This is a genomic window from Paenibacillus sp. TC-CSREp1, from assembly GCF_050171015.1.
Taxonomy (GTDB): Bacteria; Bacillota; Bacilli; order Paenibacillales; family Paenibacillaceae; genus Paenibacillus; species Paenibacillus silvae.
Genome location: NZ_JBNOKM010000002.1, coordinates 102,551 through 123,377, shown reverse-complemented (window position 1 = coordinate 123,377; position 20,827 = coordinate 102,551). Strand labels below are relative to the sequence as shown.

Sequence of the window (20,827 nt, the reverse complement as noted above, 5' to 3'; positions counted from 1 at the left end):
AGATGCGTACACAACCCTCAGGAGAGACGCTTCGTCCCAGCCGCCATATGGACTGGAAAGACCTTACGTTTACTCTGTTTAACTACATTTTATTATCTATGCTGGTTATTATCACGATCTATCCGTTCTACTACATCCTCATCTATTCCATCAGTGATCCGATTGAGGTCCAGAAAGGGGTATACTTCTGGCCAGCAGGCTTCTCGCTGGAAGCCTACAAAGCAACGGTGCAGTTACCGGGCATTATGGACGCGGCCTTGGTCAGCGTCTCCCGTACGGTGCTCGGAACTTTGATTACGGTGTTCAGCTGCTCGTTCTTTGCGTATCTGATTACCAAGGAAGAGATGCCGTATCGTAAAATAATTTACCGTTTTGTCCTGATTACGATGTATTTTAACGCCGGTTTTATCCCATGGTATTTGACCATGAAGGCATATGGTTTGCAAAATAATTTTCTGCTCTATATCATCCCCAGTGCGATGTCGGGCTTTAACATTATTTTGATCAAAACGTTTATTGAACAGCTGCCCGCCTCTCTGGAGGAATCAGCAAAGATTGACGGGGCCGGATATTTCCGAATCTACCGCAGCATTATATTCCCACTCTCAATGCCGATTATTGCCACCATTGCCGTCTTTTCTGCGGTGGGACAATGGAACACCTGGTTTGATAACTTTTTCCTGGTAGAGAATCCGAAGCTGCAAACGCTGCAGCTGGTATTGTATAACTTCCTGAACCAGTCGAGTAATTTGTCCAATATGACAACCGAGGAACTGACTCGCGGCGACGTAGTTCGAACTCTAACCCCACAGTCGATCCGCATGACCATTACGATGCTGGTTACGCTGCCGATTGTGCTGGTCTACCCGATGCTGCAGCGTTATTTCGTTAAAGGCATCATGATGGGTGCAGTTAAAGGGTAAGCCCGGCCAAGCTGGTAAGGGTAAATATGCTGCAGCAGATTGGATTATCCGGCCTTAGGCCGATAATTATAGAAGAAGAAAATCAGGAGGGTTATGACATGAGAACTAAAAAAACGTTCCGCCGAGTAATGGCAATGCTCATGATGACGTCTTTGCTGCTTGCAGCCTGTACAGGCGGAAGCACAGGAACCGGTCAGACAGGGACCGGGGAAACGGGTTCATCAGGCACTGGCTCAAGCAAAGACCTTGTCACGCTTCGTGTGCTTATTATGGAAACGGGTTCCAAGTGGAACTCACAGCAAAACAATGAGGTAGCTCAAGCCATTGCCGAGAAGATCGGGGTCAAGATTGAATATGTTGAAGCGGACGAGAATAAATTCAATGTATTGCTTGCTGGCGGTGATCTCCCTGACCTGGTACGTACAGATGTAAATAAATATCAAAAACAGCTGATAGAAGGCGATCTGATCGTTCCTATGGATGAGCTGCTTGCGAAATCTGGTAAAGATATAACTGCTAATATTCCTACGGTTGTGGATTACAGCAAAAAGAACTGGAGTAACGGCACGGGCAAGCTCTATTTCCTGCCGCCGCAAGTACAGTCCAAACCGGGCACATCCATTGCGCCAATCACCATTGGACCTACAATTCGCTGGGACTGGTACAAAGAGATTGGCACACCTGAAATCGCTACGATGGACGATCTGCTGGACGTTGTCGGCAAAATCGTAGAGAAACATCCGACGACGGAGGATGGCAAAAAGGTATACGGCGTATCGATGTGGCAGGATTGGGGACTATGGCCTTACACCATTCCACCGATCATCTTCACTGAAAGTGTAAGTGCTACGAGTGACCTGACAGCCTCCAAAGTTGGCGGCAGCGACTTCATCAGCAATCTGACCGATGAATCCTCCAACTTCTGGACCGCAATAGACTTCTATAATAAAGCGCAGCGCCGTGGATTGCTTGATCCGGATTCCCTGACGATGAAAAACAACGACTACATGGCAAAGGCAACAGCAGGACAGATTGTTGTGGGTCCAGCAACCTGGGCGATGGGTGATTTCAATGCCCAGCATGCAAGTGAAGGCAAAGGATATCTTGTTGTACCTGCAGGTAAACTTGTCTGGACAGGAGCAGTAAATCCGCTCGGATGGCAGGATAAAGCCTACAGCATCTCCAAAACGTCTAAAAATCCTGAAAAAGCAATGGAATTCTTGAATTATATTTACTCTTATGAAGGTGCACGGACCATGTACAACGGTGTAGAAGGAAAACACTGGAAGATGGTTGATGGCAAACCGGCACTGACCGATGAAACACTTGCACTGAAAGCAGCAGGCGGCGCACCTTACGAAGCAACAGGACTTTCGCTGGATCGCAACATTATTGGTCTTGGCGGAGACATGCTGAATCCGAACGACAAAATGCCAGTGGACCTCTTCACCTCAGAGGAATCATTATCCAAGGCCGCTACACCGCTTGAAAAGGATTTTGCCCAGCATTACGGCGCTTCTTACTCTGGAGAGGTATTCAAAAAACTGATTGATGAAGGCAAGCTGAATACGTTTACGACATGGATGAACGGCATGACGGATGAAGAGATCGTCAAACGCAACACGGTTCCAGGTGTAACCCTGGATGACAAACTGAAAAAGCAGGAAGCCGAGCTGAAAGAACTGGCAGCGCGTGAAGCAGCGAAGGTCATTCTTTCCAAAGATGAGCAGTCCTTTGAAGCTAATAAACAAGCTGCGCTTGCGGCATTCAAAAAAGCCGGAGCAGACGAATTCACAGCTTGGTATAACGGTGAAGTGCAGCGGCTTCGCAAAGCTCACGGACTGTAAAACAGCTTGACCGAAATAGAAGGGCATGATGCGGGGAGCTAAAGCTGTGAAGTTTTAGCTCCTTTTTTTTGAACCATACAGGGAATGGGAGCGGATGTATACATGGATCAAACTCTGTCAACTGGCGGGAGGGAGCTGCCGAGCAAGGAAAATGAAAACGGTGCAGGTCATTTCGGGTGGCGGGCTTCCTGGATATGGGGAGGGCATGACGAATGGCCCCGCAATGAATGGCGCTGTTTTCGCAAGGAATTCATTTTGCAGCAGTGGGACTCTGGAAGTGCAGAGGTCACAATTACGGCAGATGCCAGATATGTATTGTATGTCAATGGTGTGTTATGCGGAAGAGGGCCGAATCGTTCCTGGCCGTTTGAACTGAATTACCATGTACATGAAGTTGGACATTTGCTTCGCCCCGGCTCTAACATACTGGCTGTATTGGTAATGAGCTATGGTGTCGCTACCTTCAATTATCTCCCCGGAAGAGGCGGGCTTTTGGCTCAATTGGAGCAGATTCATCCTCAGAGAGAGGAAGGCATTTTTCCAAGAGAGCTAATCGTTGCAACAGATGCCTCCTGGATAACGGCTCCGTATGCCGGATATGAGCGGAAGGTTTCGCGGATGTCCTGTCAGCTTGGTTTTACGGAGCAGATGGACGCAAGGCAATGGGAGCATGAATGGTTTGGAACAGAGGCGACGCCATATACCGAGGAGCAGGGCTGGATAGCTGCGCGGGTGATCGGAAGACCCGGAGATGCACCATGGACGAAGCTGATCGGGAGTGATATTCCCGAACTTACAGAGCAAGAAGTATGGCCTGTGCGGGTGGAATCGTTAAAAGAGGTCGCTCTTGTATCCTGGACTCATGTGCTGGACGTGCGAGAAGCAATGGAGCCAGATAGCAGGATGCACGCGAACCCGGTATCCTTTGCAGGTTATGCCGCAGCGGTCATACATGCAAGTATCGGAGCAGAGGCGATGATCGGACTATTCAGCGCGTTCCATGCATTTCGAGGGTTAACACTTAACGGAATTTACTATGCCGCCGAAGGGATGGAGGGGGAGAAACCACGCCGTTTGCAGCGGGTCAGACTGGAGAAAGGAGACAATCTGCTGCTGATTGAGCTGGCCGGCCCGGATCATGGCGGCGGATTGCATATCGGGATTGATTGTGAAGCTGCATTTACTGTAACTGCGCCAGCCCTTGATGAAACGAGCGTGGGTGAATCCCCCTTTGTGCTTGTAGGGCCGTTTGCAACGCTTGTACACGTAGACCACCAGCCAAACCATAGTCCGCTTCGCCACTATCAGGGATTTGGCGGCAGCAGGCCCTTGGACGGCAGTGATTTTCCAAATGCGGATGTGTATGAACAGTGCCGCAGATTGGCTTCACCTTTGGAATTAATAGCATATCGGGAATGGATAAAACCGTTTCCTGAAATGTTAAGCGCTGCTGCTTCCATTTTTACGTCCAGCATATGGAAAAGAAATGAACAATCGCGTCCCGTCACATCTGTTATACAGCAGGTTTGCTTCGCCAATCGGTCAGCGGCCATCATTCCCGCAATGACTGAGGGCAAAGGCACTGAACTGATTATAGATTTCGGGCGTGAATGGTCAGGTTATCTGCGATTGGATGTAGACGCACCGGAAGGTGCTGTTATTGATGCCTACGGTTTCGAGTATATGGATGGCGGGTTGCGGCAGGACACCTTCGGGGTTGATAACACACTGCGCTATATTTGCCGTGAAGGCAGACAAAGCTATGCATCTCCTGTACGGCGCGGCCTTCGGTATCTGATGCTTACGATCCACGGGAACACCGGACCGCTGCGGCTGTTTAGTGCCAATCTGGTGCAGAGCAACTATCCGGTGGCCGAGATTGGACGCTTCCACAGCTCCGATCCGCTCTTGAATGATATCTGGGAGATCAGCAAACATACAACCCGGCTATGCATGGAGGATACATTTGTGGACTGCCCGGCTTACGAGCAGGTTTTCTGGGTTGGTGACAGCCGAAATGAAGCGCTGGTTAACTATTATGTGTTTGGGGCAACGGACATCGTTAAGCATTGTCTTGAACTCGTGCCTGGCTCCAGTATACAGACACCGCTTTATGTGAATCAGGTGCCCAGCGGATGGAGCAGTGTCATTCCGAACTGGACGTTTTTCTGGATAACGGCCTGTCTCGAGTACACACGTCATACGGGAAACAGGCATTTTGCAGCGCAAATCTGGCCCAAGGTGAAATACACGCTTGATCATTATCTTCAGCATATTGATCAGCATGGGCTGTTATCTATACATGCATGGAATCTGCTTGACTGGGCCCCGATGGAGCAGCCTAATGATGGGACGGTTACCCATCAAAATGTCATTCTGGTACGTGCGCTGGCGGATGCAGCACGATTGGCTGAGCTCGCTGGATGTGAAGAGCAGGCCGTGTATTACGACTCCATGTCCCAGCATTTGTCTTGTGCCATCAACAAACACCTGTGGAATGAGGAACGTCAGGCTTTTATCGACTGCATTCATACGAACGGTTCACCATCCAGCACATTTAGTATGCAGACCCAGGTGATGGCATTGATTACGGGAGTTGCCGCTGATGAGCGCAAGGAGAAGCTTGCCGCGTATCTGACTTCACCACCGGATGATTTCGTTGCGATTGGAAGTCCGTTTATGACGTTCTTTTATTATGAAGCACTAGTGATGATGGGTCAGACCGATATGCTGCTTCGGGATATGCGTGAGAAGTTTGGCGAGATGGTGAAACATGAGGCGACAACCTGTTGGGAGATGTATCCGGGATTCAAGGAGAACAGACCAAGTTCTAAAGATCTGACACGCAGTCATTGCCATGCCTGGTCAGCTGCGCCAGGGTACTTTTTAGGCGCTGTTGTACTCGGGGTTCGACCTGCTGCTGACGGCTGGACCGCCATTCGGGTCGCACCGCAGCCCGGCGATCTGCAATGGGCCAAGGGAGCGGTACCCCTTCCCAAGGACGGAAGAATTGACGTGAAGTGGGAGATTCGTGAGGAGTCAGGTGAATCCGTTTTCGAATTGGAGGTTGTGGCTCCAAAAGAAATTGCGGTTGTTATGGAAGTGCCCCAAGGATATCATCCTGTGCTCGTACACAGAACATATTGAGATCATGAAGCTGGAACGACAGCCTACAGAACGTGAATGGAGTGTGCACACGATGACAAACATCTCGTATTACCGTTCATCAAAAGGGAAGCGATTTCTGGACGAAATCCAGGATGAGGCTTATGCGAGCTCTTCGCTCCACGGCGACGCATGGGTGGAGATGGACAGCCGTATTCCTGTCCGCAAAATACACAGTGAAATGCAGCCTGTCACTAAAAATCAGGACAAAGGTTCACACGTTGAAAATAACGTGTTCCCTTCTCAAGATTCATTGCTGCTGTCCGGCACCTGGCGAATGAAGGGAGGAGAAGCCGCTGATCATGGTGATCCTTCCCCCTCCACGGGCTGGTTTGGACGAAAAGCCAGAGCAAGTGGAGGCATGCGTGAACGTTGGTATGAACCTGGTCATGCTCGGAAGGATTGGCTGGAGGTTCAGGTTCCCACCACGGTACAGCAGGCGCTGGTCGATCTTGGAGCCATGCATGATCCCCACTGGAATACCAACACGATAGATGAACTTGAACAGTATGGCACCCCGAAGGAGACCCCGGTCTGGTTCCGCAGAACACGTGTGGAATGCATGGAATGGTGGTTTGCAACAACGTTTGAGTTGCCTGCCACGTGGGAAGGAAGACAGCTTACCTTACAGTTTGACGGCATAGATTACTCAGGAACGGTGTTTCTCAATGGCATATCACTTGGACATCATCAGGGCATGTTTGGCGGTCCGATGCTCGATATTACAGGGCTGGTGCGATCGAATGAAGCCAATGTGCTTGTTGTTCGTATTGATCCGGCGCCCCAAAGCTGGAATGGTCTTATGAAACCAAGCCCAGGCTTTGGCTGGCATTACGGCCATCTGATCTCTCTTGGCATCTGGAAGGATGTGAGGGTTACAGCTCATGCCGATATTGCCCTGATTGCTCCCTATGTTACAACGTTATCCTGTACGCCCGATGAAGCACGGCTTCAACTGGAATTTACAACCGAGAGCAGCCTGACAGAGCACGCTCATATCACGATTGAAGGTTTAATTCAGCTGAAAAATGTGAATTCCAATCAGTCTGCCCGGAGTGCAAACGATTCTTCCGATCCAATTGCAGATGAAAGGCTGACGTGCGAAGAGTATCGGTTCACCTGTTCAATTGAGGTTGCCTATGGGAGAAGTAAATTCAGTACAGTGCTTGCCATCAGCAATCCGAATATATGGTGGCCCTCGGGTTACGGCGATCAGCCGCTTTATGAACTTGTGTTAGGGGCTACTCACTGCAGACACCAACATATAAATTTGGGCACCGGGAATTCTGTACATGAAATGGGTTCGGGTTTTACTTCTACGATCGAATCAGGTATTCAGATCGCTGAGTCACAGGCACAGGCCGTTCGTGTAAAAGAAGCTCGAACTACTTTTGGGATTCGCACGATCGAGATGCGGCCTATGAGAGGCGCTAAGCCCGAAACCGATTATCGTTGGCAGTTTGTGATCAATGGCGAGCCGATGTTTATCAAGGGGGCTAACTGGTGCTGGCCTGATGTTATGCTGACGCGGAAGGAAGGTCAGTATGAACGCCTGCTTGAGCTGGCTCGAAGAGGGCATGTGCAGATGCTTCGGGCATGGGGCGGCGGATTGGTGGAAAGCGATGAATTCTATGATTTGTGTGATCAGAAAGGCATTATGGTATACCAGGAATTTCCGCTTTGCTGGGGACCGCCTGATGCTCCCTTGACCGATCTTGGTGTCATTGACCGTCAGACGGTGCTTTCGGTTAAGCGGCTGCGGAATCATGCTTCCCTGATCATGTGGGGTGGAGGCAATGAGAATGGTGCACATGGCGGGGCGGATGAAGGCCTTTTTCTGGTTGGCAAGCGCTGCCGCGAGTATGACCCGTCACGTCCGTTCCATCGAACCGATCCATGGGCAGGCAGTGCGCATAACTGGAATGTGTACCATGGCGGTGAACCGCTGGATGAAGCAACGATCGCGATGCCGTCCGTGTTCTATGGCGAATTTGGAATCCCGAGCCAGACCAATGTCTCCAGTTGTTTGCGGTATATGCCGGAAGAAGCGTTATCTTCTTTTCCGCCGACCGAAGAGAGCAGGGGGTGGAAGGCCCATTTTCATCAATTTAGCCTGAAGGATATCATCAAAGTTATGCGTTATGCAGCATACGGTCCGATTCGGAATTGGCAGGATTACATCACCTACTCGCAGACCGCGCAAGGTGACGGAATTCGTTTTACTGCTGATCTGCAGCGTGCAGGAGCGGGAAAGGACAAGAGCGGCTTCTGGTATTACAAATTCACGGATTGCTTTCCTGGACATTCATGGGCAGTAATTGACTATTACGGCACAGCCAAGCTCTCCTACTATCGGGCAAAGCAGGCTTCTCGTCCGCAAAATGCTTTTGTCACCGTTTCCAGACTGGAAGGCTGGCAGACGGGCGATTTGTTTCAGGCAGGGCTTCATCTGGCGAATGACTCGCTTGAGACACTTGCAGATGCAACGGTTCAGGTCAAAATGTACAACAGCCAACTTGCCGAAATGATGGCGCGAAATTACCCATCGTTAACAGTATCACCAGGGCAGGTGACTCTTATTGAAACGCTGGAAGTCTTTCTGCCGGAAGCTTCAGCCATTCATCCGTTCCTTATCCAAATAGCTCTTTGTGCAGAGGATGGAGAGTTGATCGCAGATCAGTGGTACTGGTTTAATGCCCAGCCGAAGACAGCAGAGCTGCTGACCTTCGAGCAGGAGCACCGCCATGATGCCAACGAATACTCCGGTGCCGAGGCCGAGCGTGCTTTCAGGCTGTATGGAGAACTCTCCAATGCACCGATGCGTGAACTGCCCTCTACCACGCTGGAATGGTTTATGCTGACCGAACATGACAAGGGAGGTTACATTGTGGTTCGCAATACGGGGAGCGTGCCCGCGATTCGAGTGGTGGTGCAGCATTTCCCCGATGATTGGAGCAGTTATCTGGATGATAATGATTTTGGACTATCTCCAGGGGAAGAACGGTGGATTGCTTATGAAGCGTTGGCCGATACGAGTTTGCATGAAGTGACCATAAGTGCCTGGAATGCACCTGAAGTGACGCGAAGCATGCAGAAAAACAAGGCACATCCTTTGCGCCAAGCTGACTGACAGGAGGGAGCAGCAAGATGACATCAATGAAGATAACTGGAGCAAGCGGAACATCGGAAAAGACTGGAGACGCAGCACGGGTGGCGGGGAGCGAATGGATCACGGTGGCCCAAGAGCCAGTTGAGCTGGCGAAGAGGTATGAAAATGAATCGAAGCCATGGCTTGCCCGGTGGATTACCCGTTCGGGATGTGATGCTGCTGAGTGGACCTCATATCAGGTTGAGGTGATTGTTTATGTGGAAACTGGCGGCGCTTCATTTCTGTTTGGTTATCAGGATGAGCAGCATCATTGTGGTGTTGAACTTGATTGCAATCTGAACGAGCAGGAAACGGAACATCCTTCGCATGCTCATCATTCCTTCATTAACATTTATCGTTTTGAAGAAGGTTTGCGTCATACATTGGGGGAGTTTCCTTTACCTCAAAACGCAGAGCAATCGGCGTACATGCGACTCAAGATCAATACAATCGGAGATGATTGGCAGATTACGATCAATGAACAGCAAACGTATGGCTGCAAGGCAGCTCCTTATCGGGGAAGGGTTGGTTTTCGGACAAAAGACGGGCAGAAGGCTATATTCCGTGACTTGAAGCTCACAGGCTCCGATGGCCGCGTGTTATATTTCAACCGCTTTTATGATCCACAGACCACCCATTGTTCAGCAGGGACCATCCATGCTTCAGGGAACGGATTGGTGCTAGAAGAGAATATGCTGTCCATCTGTAACACCCCTGTACCGGTAGACAGTCCCTTGTTTCGTAAAACAATAGTCTTGCCCTCACCACCGATTGAAGCCAGATTACGCATATATTCACTGGGGTGGTACGAACTTTATATCAATGGAGAGCGTTCCGATTATCGCGTTCTGGCTCCAGCCAACACGCCGTATAAACGAAGAATGCTTTATGACACATATGACGTAACGGAACTGCTCCATGAGAAGGAAAATGTACTCGGTGTGTGGCTAGGGAACGGCTACTATTTTAATTATTCCCGTTGGGGGTGGAAATGGAATCGGGATAAAGCGCTGATCCTGCAGTTGGACCTCCGCTTCGAGGATGGCAGCACGCAGACCATTGTCACGGACGAATCCTGGTCGTGTGCCCCGAGTCCGATCCTTGCCAATGATATCTATGACGGGGAGTCCTATGATGCCCGTTTAGAGTATAACGGCTGGAACCGTACCGGTTTTATTACAAATCATGATTGGTCAAACGCTGTCACAGCTGAGCCACCTGAGGGAGAGCTAGTAGAGAATCATCAGCCTCCCATTACCACTTTTACACCGCTGAAACCGGTAGCTGTCTTTCATCCCCGTCCCGGTGTTAATGTCTACGATTTTGGACAGAACATCGCAGGATGGGCTCGAATACAAGTAAAAGGCCGGGCAGGAAGTGAAGTGAGACTGAGATACAGTGAACTCGTGGATGAAACAGGCGACATTGACTCCTGGACGAATCGAAATGCCAAAGCAGCCGACACTTATATTCTCCGTGGAGATGGCGAAGAGCGTTATGAACCGCGCTTCACGTATCATGGCTTTCGGTATGTAGAGGTCAGCGCAGGATCAAGCCGGGTTTCGATTGAGGCTGTTCCGATTCATACCGATGTTGAACAGACAGGAACTTTTGAGAGTTCGGATGAAAGGCTTAACCAACTGTACCGCAACATTCGCTGGTCCTATCTCAATAATCTGATGAGCATCCCGACGGACTGTTGTCAGCGTGATGAACGTACCCCTTGTCTCATGGATTCTGCGGTCGTGGAGGAGTCAGGCATGCACCACTTCAATATGCAGCGTTATTACCGCAAATGGCTGGATGATATTGAAGACAGCATGACCAATCCCGACTGGAGCGGAGACAAGGTTTCGCTTCCATGGTATCTCTATCAGCATTATAACGATCTCGACGCATTAAGCCGCAGTTATCCATCCATGAAGGCATACATTAACCATTTGCATGAGAAGTGGCCTGAGCATGTGGTAAAGGACGGCTTTGGGGACTGGTGTCCTCCTAACGAGGATGGCTGGGAAAACTATTTTCATGAGGTAGAGCTGGTGAATACCAGTGTGTATTACAAAATAACTTCGATTACTGCCGAAGCAGCAGCTGTTTTAGGCATCGATTCAGACCACGATTATTATAGGAAATTGGCTGATCATATCAATCAAGCCTTTCAGCGTCGCTTTCATTCAGGTGACGGCATCTACGGCAGCGGCTCACAGACCGCACAGCTTCTGCCGCTTGCCTACGGCATGGTACCCGTGAAGCAACGCGTTTCTGCCGCGAACAGGCTGGTACAATCCATTGCGGAGAAAAACGGACACCTCGATACAGGTATTTACGGTACAAGATACGTGTTGGATGTACTGGCAGATTACGGCCACATCGATGTGGCCTATGCACTTCTAAGCAAAAAAGAGTACCCGGGGTTTGGATATCAGATTGAACGCGGAGCCACAACACTGTGGGAGCAGTGGAGTGAGAAGGGCGGGATGCATTCCCATGATCATGCCATGTTCGGGGGGATCAGTGCCTCTTTTTACACAAGACTGGCGGGCATAAGACCGGATGCTCCAGGGTATCAGAAAATATGGATTGAGCCTTGTATTCCGTCCAAGCTGAATGCCGTTAGTGCTTCGCTTAGAACGACATATGGTCTTATATCTTCCTCCTGGAAGAAACAGGATGCAGGGCTTCAACTTCAGGTGGAAATTCCAGAGGGAACGACGGCTACACTTGTTCTTCCCTCGGTTATGGCTTCGGCAGCAAAGCTGTCGCGTATTCACGAGCTGGCCCCGGGTCGACATCATTTTACTCTATCTTTTCAAGTTGAGTGAATTAGCGTAATTCAGTGAAGGAGAGATACCAATGAACCCCAATTCACATCGCTACGAAGGCGCATTTCCCAAAATTGGCATACGCCCGATCGTGGACCGCCGCAAGCTGGTAAAGGCAGCACTGGCCGAAAGCACCATGAATCTTGCTCGAGAAGCTGCTGCCGAGATTACAGCTGTTCTGCGTAACCCGGACGGTTCTCCTGTGGAGGTGGTTATCTTTGAATCATGCATCTCGGGTATGACGGAAGCTGCCACTTGTGCTGAGCAATTTCGCAAAGAAGGCGTAGGCGTGTTGGTCTCTGTGTCAAGCGGCTGGTGTTATCCGCTTGAAACGATGGAGACGGACCCGACGCTGCCGCATGCGGTCTGGGGATTTAATGGCACAGAACGTCCCGGTGCAGTCTATCTGGCTGCCTTACATGCGGCACATAACCAGAAGGGGCTTCCAATTTTCAAAATCTACGGAAGACATATTCAGGACCAGCACGAAGGCAAGCTGCCGCAGGACGTTCGTGATCAGCTGATCCGGTTCACTCGTGCGGGTATGGCAGCTGCTTTGCTGCGAGGCAAGTCATATTTGTCCATTGGCTCTGTTTCAATGGGCATAGCCGGTTGCATTGTGGACGAAAATTTCTATCAGCGTTATCTGGGGATGCGAAATGCCTATGTCGATATGACAGAGGTCAGACGGAGAATGGAAAAACACATCTACGATGAGCAGGAATTTCAAAAGGCGATGGATTGGGCAGCGCTCCATTGCAAGGAAGGCCCGGACCCTAATCCTGAATCCGTTCAGATCAGCCCGGAGAGCAAATTGAAGAATTGGGAGACCTCGATCCGGATGACGATGATTGTACGAGATCTCATGATTGGTAATCCCAGACTGGCCGAAAAGGGATATGAAGAAGAGGCCTACGGTTACAACGCTATTGCATCAGGGTTTCAAGGGCAGCGGGAGTGGACGGACCATCTGCCAAGTGCTGATGTGCTGGAAGCCGTCCTGTGCAGCTCTTTTGACTGGAACGGCATTCGAGAACCTTACATGATTGCTACAGAGAATGATAATCTGAACGCAATCACTATGTTATTGAATCATTATGTATCGTACACCGCTCAGATTTTTGCCGATGTTCGCGCCTATTGGAGCCCGGAGGCTGTAGAGCGGGTGACAGGCTGGAGGGCCGATGGCATGGCGGCGTCAGGGTTCATACATCTGATCAATTCCGGACCTGCTGCCCTTGATGGAACAGGGGAGCAGCAGCGAGACGGCCAGCCGGTGATGAAGCCGCATTGGGAGATTGAGGAGCATGAGGTACAAGCTTGTCTGGATGCTGTCAGCTGGCGGCCGACTTATATGGATCAATTTGCCGGAGGAGGATATTCCACCGATTATACTTCGCGTGGGGGGATGCCTGTTACGATGGCCCGTATCAACCTGATCGCAGGCTTGGGGCCTGTACTTCAGCTTGCCGAAGGGTACACGATAGACTTGCCTGAAGCTGTGCATGAGCAGCTGGACTTGCGTACAACGCCAACCTGGCCTACAACATGGTTTGTGCCAAGACTGGTTGCGGATGATCCGGTTTTCGGGGATGTGTACACGGTGATGGAAGCGTGGGGATCGAACCACTGTGCTGTAAGTTATGGTCATATTGGTGAAGATCTGATTACGCTGGCAAGTATGCTGCGTATTCCGGTTAATATGCATAATATCGAAACAAGTCGTATTTTCAGGCCTAGCGCCTGGTCTGCATTTGGCACCAAAGACCTTGAGGCAGCAGATTACCGGGCTTGTGCCGCATATGGCCCGCTCTATGGTTGAAATGATATCAATCGTTAATATTTATAAATCCAGCAAGCTGCGGACTCATGTCTGCAGCTTGTTTTACGTTGTTTTACGTTAGATACAGCCGTAAGCTTCATAGGATTGACAGATGAATGCGTTCTATTTTAATCTATAATGTTGTTGACAATCTAATTTTATAATTAATATAATTATATTGTTTTGCCGTTCCAACGGTCAGTCACTTTTAAGGGGTTCCACCTGTGCGCGAAGCTCCTTCTCAAGAACTGTCTACAGCGCCTGCTTTCCCTGCGCCCCTAATATGTAATCGAGGAGACTGAGTTGAATCATGAAAGTATTAATTGTGGAAGACTCGATATTTGTACAGAAGATGATGAGTAAGTTAATTGGCGATCATATTCCCAATTGTGAGATTCGAACGGCTACCAATGGAGAAGATGGCTTCCGGCTTTATCAGGAGTTTGAACCGGATATAATCACCACAGACCTTTTGATGCCTGGATTGAACGGACAAGACATGCTTCGCATGATTCGGGAGATGGATCAGGACGTCAAAATTATTATATTATCCGCGGATATTCAGAAGGCTACTCGTGAGGAAGTGGAGCAGCTTGGGGTGTCGGGATTTCTGAACAAACCATTAACGGCTGAAAAAGCCAGTACGTTGCTTCAAATGATTCAGGTGGCATATCATGCTGAATGAGCTGCAGAAAGATCTGCTTACTGAGCTCGTGAACGTTTATGTTGGACAAGCAGCCAATATGTTATCGGAAATTGTAGACAAGCATATTGTGCTGAGTATTCCTGAAGTTGAACTAATCTCCATCACCGAGGTTGATCCCGAGGATCGGAGATACAACATTCTGTTTACAGAAGGCCATCTATTTCGATCCTCTCTGCAATTTGGATATCAATTTCAAGGTAAAGCCTTTCTGATGTTTCCGGCGGAACAGGCAAAAGTGCTTGCTAACATGTGTCTGGGAGAGCTTACAGAGCATGTAGACCCAAACGATTTCAGGTTAATGGATACCGATCTGGATGTGCTTCAGGAAGTCAGCAATGTGCTGCTCAATGCAATTATTGGTGAATTTGGAAATTTCCTTGAAATGAAGCTGGAGTACGTGTTGCCTGAAATAGAGCTGATTCATGTTACACGCTCCGACCCGCAAGTTTTGCTTCAAAATGAAGTCTACATACTGGTGTTGCATACGTCCTTTTTACTTGCCGATACAGATGTAAAGGGGATTATTGTTATTGCGCTCAGCATGGATTCCATCTCCAGTCTGCTGGATAAAATAGATGCTCTACTGGGGGGATAACCATGGACAATCTCATTGTACAAGCGCTGAACAAAACAAAAATGGGCATTTTAATTGTGGATAGACAACTGAAAATTATCGTATGGAATGGCTGGCTTGAACGTTTTACAGGCTTGGCTTCTGAGGATGTGCTGGGGAAAAACTTGCTGGAAATCTGCCCTAGATTCAAGATCAAGATGTATATGGATATATTACAAAATGCACTTTATCACGGGCAGAGCAGATTTTGCTCCAGCGCTTTACATAAGACGTTCTTTCTTCCGAAGGATGCGGGAGAGGAAAGTCTGTACAGACAGAACTTACATGTAGAACCGCTCTATGATAATGACCATAGCTATGCAATGCTTCAGGTTAGTGATACTACCAATACAAGCACTCGCGTATATAAACTTAAAAACCTCATCAAAGAACTGGAGAGCGAGTATACCGAGATTAAAAAGGCTGAGAAAATCAGCAAACATCTTTCCTTGCATGATTCATTGACTGATCTGCCCAATCGTCTGGCATTCAAGGATCGCCTGGCGTGGTCTGTCAGCAATGCGCTGCGCAACGAATCACGGTTTGCCTTGATGTTTGTAGATACTGACGGATTCAAAAAGGTGAATGATACCTATGGTCATGAGATTGGGGATCTGGTTTTACAGGAGGTGGCTGAGCGTCTGAAGGGAAGAATACGCAGTACAGATAGCGTAGCCAGATTGGGCGGGGATGAATTTTGTATTATTCTGAATCATCTCAAGCAGGATGAGGATGCGAGTACCGTTGCGGCTAATTTACTGAATGCCTTCGATCTGCCATTTCATGTGAATTCCATTGAGATCAACCTGTCTGTCAGCATTGGGATCAGCTTGTTTCCATTGCATGCGCAAGACCCTTCTGAGCTTCTGAAATTTGCAGATATGGCGATGTACAGAATCAAGAAAAACGGGAAGCGTGGATTTTCGTTCTATGATCCTGAGATGGAGCAGCTCTGGTAATATAAGCAAGCTGTATCCGATGCTTTATTCATGTTTATTCCTGAGTGGAGAGGATGCTGTGATTAACGATGACGCTGGAGATGGAAGAGATGTTTACTGTACATGTGCAGATCAAGGATACCGTTCAACTGGAGAACAAACACGGTGAATCAGTTATACTGATTACTTTCGGCGGGCATGTTACCGGAGCAATGTTCGAAGGCATAGTACTGGAGGGCGGCGTGGATACCCAGATTATCGGAAAAGATGGAGCAAGTCACAGCCTGTCAGCCAGATATATGCTGAAGGGACAAGATTATACCGGACAGCAGTGTGAAATATATATCGAGAATAACGGTTATATCGGAAAACCGCAGGGCACGAGGCTGTTTCGTACCTCTCCACGCATCATAACCAACAGCCAAGCCTTGGCATATCTGAATCTGGAACCATTGATAGGTGAGGGCTTTTCTGCAGCCGGCGGCGTGGATATTAAGTTTTTCAGGGCAATATCCTGAAACTGCCAAGGCATAATAACCGATTCCTTTGCAAGCATCATTATTCGAAGGTCAGATCGTTTACATACATTACAAAAAAAGCGTTGTGCTCCAGGCCAACGCTTTTTTGACATATATGCAACGTTAACGTCTCAAAATTCTCCGAATCAGTCCGATTACAAGAACCAGGAAAATGATCAAAACAATCATACCCGGTATACTTACACTACTAAGCATCGTTTGAAACCTCCTGTATGTATCCTAAAATTAAACTTGTAATATTATAACATAATAAACTGGAAGTATCATACATATCACATTTTTTGGCTATGTTCGTTCTATATGTTATAAAATCATTATAAAGCAAATCTGTTCTTAATGGTCTCCGCAACCTCACCAGCACTTAGATTAGAGTTGTTAATTCTGATGTAATTTGCTCTTTTGATTTCTCCCTCGAAGGAGTTTAATCGATGCTGCTCCATGGTCTGTATCAGATTCTGTTCAGAACGAGAAACATCTCTTTTGGTTGGTTTGTGTTCAAGTCTGTGAGGCGTCTTGTTACGCTCAATTCTTTTCTCCAGATCGGCTTCAAGCTCTACAAGATACACTTCTCCGTCTTTATCTTCAATGATTTTGCAAATTTTATCAACATAGTCCCAATCCTGCTGCAGATCGAATGCCCATACATAAGTGAAAATCATTCCATACATATCACTACTGGCGGCGGTTTCAAATATGTCTTGACGAAATTGATCTACCAATCTCCACATATCACTATTAAAACCGAATAGGGGAGCTAACATTTCAATGGTTACGTGATTGTGGAACAACTTTAGTTCAGTTACCTTCTCCAATTGATGTCCTACCGTCATTTTTCCTACCGCCTGAGGGCCAAAGATTATAACCAATTTCATTCCATCATCTCCTTGGAAGATATTTCAATAATATTATCACAATTCGAGCCATAATAGCTCCTTTATCACAGATGGTTTGTTCGCAATGATCGATTATCAACAACTTGATTTAACGAAAACTATTTTAAAAAATGACTATTGACTGTTCGAGCAAACAGTTTTATGATGAGTACATGAAATTGACTGTTCAACCAAACAGTATTGGAGGAGCATGAGGTGGCAAAACAACCAGCAACAAATCAGGACGAACGTAGAAATGCAATCTTGCAAGCCGCTTTTACACTATTCGGGCAGGTAGGTTACAGCAAAGCAACAATGAAAGAGATTGCAGCCAAAGCGGGCGTAGCACAGGGGCTAATCGGATACCATTTTAATACCAAAGAAACGCTTTTGGTGGAGGTAGTGCGAGAGTGGATGATTAACCGGGGTATGCAGCAGGCCCTTCAGCAGCTCGACATGAAGGCCGCACCGTCAGAGCTTCTGTCGCAGGCTTTGCTGCATGTTGTGGAATTTCGTAAAAATAACCCGGAGTGGTTTACACTTCTCATCAGCTTGTGGACTGAAAGTGTGAACAACGTGAAACTGGCTCAAGAGTTAACGAAGCTGTACCAGGAGATGAAAGCAGGTATCCGGTTAATTATTGACCGCTTGGAGCTGCCGTTGAATGAAGCGGAGCACGAGACCTTGGCAGCCTTGATTCAAGCCGTTTTTGATGGACTTACGCTCCAATCACCAGTGCTGCTGTCAAGTGATCCGCTCTCTCACAAGCAGGTAACGCAAGGCATCGGCTGGATGCTGCAAGGTATTCACACTTCTCACACTATGGAACGAACAAAGGAGAATAACTGAAATGACCAGACTATGGATTCGATTAGAAGGGCTATTCGTATTGGCAGCAGCAGCAACGATGTATTTCTACAATGATTATTCCTGGTGGCTCTTTCTGCTGCTGCTGCTCTTCCCCGATGTATTCATGATCGGTTATACAGTGAACAATAAGGTCGGAGCCCGGATTTATAATTTGGCACATACGTATATTACGCCAATGGCATTTCTGGCGGCAGGGTATATGATGAAGGTGGACTTCCTGATATTGATCAGCTTCATCTGGATTGCACATATCGGCATGGACCGCATGTTCGGCTATGGTTTAAAGTATGAAACAGAGTTCAAGGATACTCATTTACAGCGTGTGTAGAGCTTAATTGTGCTAAAGCTATGTTCGTACTCATACTAAAAAACCTTGCTTCCATTACAGGAAGCAAGGTTATTAGTCCAATGAACACTCCGTTGTGTTATTCCGATTCACGGAGTATAGGATTCGGCAGCTCGGCATGGCCCATCAGGCTCTCGGTTTCTTGCCCATCCACCAGCAGCTGAATGCTTTGCACTTCTTCGAACTGAAACATTGTTTGCTGCAGCACCGCGAGAAAGAGAAGTTCCCCGCCAGCACCAAGTCTGGCTTCATCCGGGATGTGAATGTCTAACGTTAGCTTTCCGTCTTGAAAATCCATGGATTCAAGCCCGATGTCACTCCATAAGGAGATGAATGCCGGATCATCCGAACGCTGCATGACATCAAAAGCTTGTCTATATTTTTCGCTGCTATCCGAAAATGTGATTTCGGCTTTTTTAGTTTTGACCTCAGTCAGCTCAGCGTCTACATAACCCACTTCAATTTCTTGCTTCGTTGGCTCGTTATCTGGTGTGTTGGTGGGGGAAGAGGCGTTCGATGTAGACGGATTTGCGGCTTCAGATTGCTTGTTACCAGGGTCTACAGCTGGTTTATCGCCGCAGCCAGCAAGCACAAGCATTAAGCTGATCAAGGAGAATACGAGTGTATAGCTAGACTTTTTTCTCATATAAGCACATCCTCATCGTTACATTCGTTTTTGGCTTGCTGCAAGCGGTGTTTTTTATGACGGCTGGTGCAGAAACTCCTTGATGGCATCAACAATCGCCTGAGCAGCTTTATCCTGGACCGTTTCGCTCAGCATCGCTTGTTCCTCGGCAAGGTTGCTTAGAAAACCGATTTCAAGCAGCACAGCTGGCATCGTTGTGTCCCTGAGCACTTCCAGATTACCGTTCTTGACACCTCGATCTTTAAAGCCTAATGCTTCAACCAGATGTCTGTGCATTATATCTGCCAGTGCTTTACTGCTGCTGCGTTTGTAATAGAATGTCTCGGTACCCGAGATCTGTGGAGAAGCCTCAACACTATTCCCGTGAATGGATACAAATACATCTGCATTTAATGTGTTGGCGAGCTGCACGCGTTCCGGACGAGTGGGATAAACATCTGTCTCACGTGTCATCACCACCTCTATATCAGGCTCCTGGGCTAGGAGCGCCTGAACCTTCAAAGCAAGCGGCAGCGTGAAGTTTTTTTCCTGGGTTTTCGAGATGCCAATGGTACCGGGATCCTTGCCTCCATGGCCGGGATCAATGACAACGATGCTTTTGCCGTTATCCTGCTGAGCAGGGGAAACCGGGATTCCGATTATGCCAGTTACAGCTAAATCCACAATCAGCTTGCCGCTGACATATTGAACATTAACCTGAACGTCACTCAGATTGTTCAATTCCATGACAACTCTGACTTGAGCCGGATCATTGGTAAAAAGTGAATATCGAACTTCTGTCACATTCGGTATACCGCTGACATCAAGCTTTCCCATTGTGCCTTGCTTCATGCCTGGCGCCATGTCTCCGAAGGTTGTGTCAGGTAGATCCACCACGATCCGATCCGGGTTGCTCAACCTTGTAATCCGTGGTGTAACCTCATGGTCAATGGATACAACAAGCTGATGATTCGCAAAGCTGATATCGTTTACTTTGCTCCATTCGCTGGATTGACCCGGACCAGAAACAACAGGAGGCAGAGAGGGCGCAGGTTCAACAGAAGGTACAGCAGCACTTGTCAGACCAACAATCTTGTCCTTGTTGTTCCAGCTTACCGAAAGTCCCATTTCTTCACTCACAAAACGCAGGGGAACAACAACCGTATTTTTAATCAGCTGTGGTGCGGTGTTCAGAGTGACTTTTCCATTCTGCCCGTAAGCCTCCGTCCTGCCTACATGCAAGGAAATAACCTTGTTGTTCTGTTCGATGCTTACATTCTGTTTTTTTTGATCCCATTTCACCTTAAACTTCAATTTTTCAGCCACAACACGAATCGGAATCATCACGTTTTTGTTGATATTGACAACTTCAACATCGGAAGGCAGCACTAACTCGTGTCCATCTAAAATAATTTTGGTTTGCGGGGATGCTGTGGCAGCATGTCCCGAATCAGTCAAGACGAGCAGAAATAACAAACTGAATAAAAGCAAACTTGCCATTTTTTTCATTGTACACCTCTGTTTTAATCGATATTACGGGAAGGGCAAAGCAAGCAGCCAACAGACAACACTTATGACAATATTCTAC

Annotated in this window: 15 protein-coding genes; 12 read left to right on the top strand and 3 right to left on the bottom strand. The window is 48.0% G+C overall.

Annotated elements, in window-relative coordinates; translation table 11 throughout:
- Positions 1–2: 2 nt before the first annotated feature.
- The 10 genes from ACQSGY_RS03220 to ACQSGY_RS03175 all read left to right on the top strand — a co-directional run bounded on the left by ACQSGY_RS03220 (position 3) and on the right by ACQSGY_RS03175 (position 16,505).
- Positions 3–923 (top strand): carbohydrate ABC transporter permease, encoded by a 921-nt coding sequence (locus ACQSGY_RS03220; RefSeq protein WP_427050644.1) that lies wholly within the window; start codon positions 3–5, stop codon positions 921–923.
- A 98-nt stretch (positions 924–1,021) separates the two neighbouring features.
- The gene (locus tag ACQSGY_RS03215) at positions 1,022–2,770 is read left to right on the top strand and encodes an extracellular solute-binding protein (protein WP_427050643.1); all 1,749 of its coding nucleotides are present in this window, start codon (positions 1,022–1,024) and stop codon (positions 2,768–2,770) included.
- Between the two features lie 102 nt (positions 2,771–2,872).
- On the top strand, positions 2,873–5,917 hold the full coding sequence (locus ACQSGY_RS03210; RefSeq protein WP_427050642.1) for a family 78 glycoside hydrolase catalytic domain: 3,045 nt from the start codon (positions 2,873–2,875) through the stop codon (positions 5,915–5,917).
- A gap of 4 nt (positions 5,918–5,921) precedes the next feature.
- Positions 5,922–9,065 carry a glycoside hydrolase family 2 protein gene (locus tag ACQSGY_RS03205; protein WP_427050641.1) on the top strand — a complete coding sequence of 1,048 codons (3,144 nt, stop codon included), beginning with the start codon at positions 5,922–5,924 and terminating at the stop codon, positions 9,063–9,065.
- 17 nt (positions 9,066–9,082) lie between these two features.
- Positions 9,083–11,908, top strand: coding sequence for a family 78 glycoside hydrolase catalytic domain (locus ACQSGY_RS03200; protein ID WP_427050640.1), 2,826 nt, complete (start codon positions 9,083–9,085; stop codon positions 11,906–11,908).
- A gap of 31 nt (positions 11,909–11,939) precedes the next feature.
- Positions 11,940–13,730 carry an L-fucose isomerase gene (locus tag ACQSGY_RS03195; RefSeq protein WP_427050639.1) on the top strand — a complete coding sequence of 597 codons (1,791 nt, stop codon included), beginning with the start codon at positions 11,940–11,942 and terminating at the stop codon, positions 13,728–13,730.
- Between the two features lie 310 nt (positions 13,731–14,040).
- On the top strand, positions 14,041–14,415 hold the full coding sequence (locus ACQSGY_RS03190) for a response regulator transcription factor (RefSeq protein WP_111268804.1): 375 nt from the start codon (positions 14,041–14,043) through the stop codon (positions 14,413–14,415).
- Positions 14,405–15,031 carry a chemotaxis protein CheC gene (locus ACQSGY_RS03185; protein WP_111268803.1) on the top strand — a complete coding sequence of 209 codons (627 nt, stop codon included), beginning with the start codon at positions 14,405–14,407 and terminating at the stop codon, positions 15,029–15,031. The genes ACQSGY_RS03190 and ACQSGY_RS03185 overlap by 11 nt, the downstream gene beginning before the upstream one ends.
- A gap of 2 nt (positions 15,032–15,033) precedes the next feature.
- Positions 15,034–16,008, top strand: coding sequence for a diguanylate cyclase domain-containing protein (locus ACQSGY_RS03180; RefSeq protein WP_427050638.1), 975 nt, complete (start codon positions 15,034–15,036; stop codon positions 16,006–16,008).
- Positions 16,009–16,076: 68 nt separating this feature from the next.
- Positions 16,077–16,505 carry a DUF3237 family protein gene (locus ACQSGY_RS03175; RefSeq protein ID WP_427050637.1) on the top strand — a complete coding sequence of 143 codons (429 nt, stop codon included), beginning with the start codon at positions 16,077–16,079 and terminating at the stop codon, positions 16,503–16,505.
- A gap of 335 nt (positions 16,506–16,840) precedes the next feature.
- Here ACQSGY_RS03175 and ACQSGY_RS03170 read toward each other — a convergent pair whose 3' ends face one another.
- The gene (locus tag ACQSGY_RS03170; protein WP_427050636.1) at positions 16,841–17,398 is read right to left on the bottom strand and encodes a shikimate kinase; all 558 of its coding nucleotides are present in this window, start codon (positions 17,396–17,398) and stop codon (positions 16,841–16,843) included.
- A gap of 216 nt (positions 17,399–17,614) precedes the next feature.
- On the opposite strand from ACQSGY_RS03170, the gene ACQSGY_RS03165 reads away from it, so the two are divergent.
- Both ACQSGY_RS03165 and ACQSGY_RS03160 read left to right on the top strand, forming a co-directional pair.
- Positions 17,615–18,247, top strand: a complete 633-nt coding sequence (locus ACQSGY_RS03165; protein WP_427050635.1) for a TetR/AcrR family transcriptional regulator — start codon at positions 17,615–17,617, stop codon at positions 18,245–18,247.
- A gap of 1 nt (position 18,248) precedes the next feature.
- Entirely contained in the window at positions 18,249–18,596 is a 348-nt protein-coding gene (locus tag ACQSGY_RS03160) for a DUF4260 domain-containing protein (protein ID WP_216513952.1), read from the top strand.
- A 97-nt stretch (positions 18,597–18,693) separates the two neighbouring features.
- On the opposite strand, the gene ACQSGY_RS03155 is transcribed toward ACQSGY_RS03160, so the two are convergent.
- The gene (locus tag ACQSGY_RS03155) at positions 18,694–19,260 is read right to left on the bottom strand and encodes a GerMN domain-containing protein (protein ID WP_427050634.1); all 567 of its coding nucleotides are present in this window, start codon (positions 19,258–19,260) and stop codon (positions 18,694–18,696) included.
- A gap of 54 nt (positions 19,261–19,314) precedes the next feature.
- On the bottom strand, positions 19,315–20,748 hold the full coding sequence (locus ACQSGY_RS03150) for an N-acetylmuramoyl-L-alanine amidase (RefSeq protein WP_427050633.1): 1,434 nt from the start codon (positions 20,746–20,748) through the stop codon (positions 19,315–19,317).
- Positions 20,749–20,827: the final 79 nt, after the last annotated feature.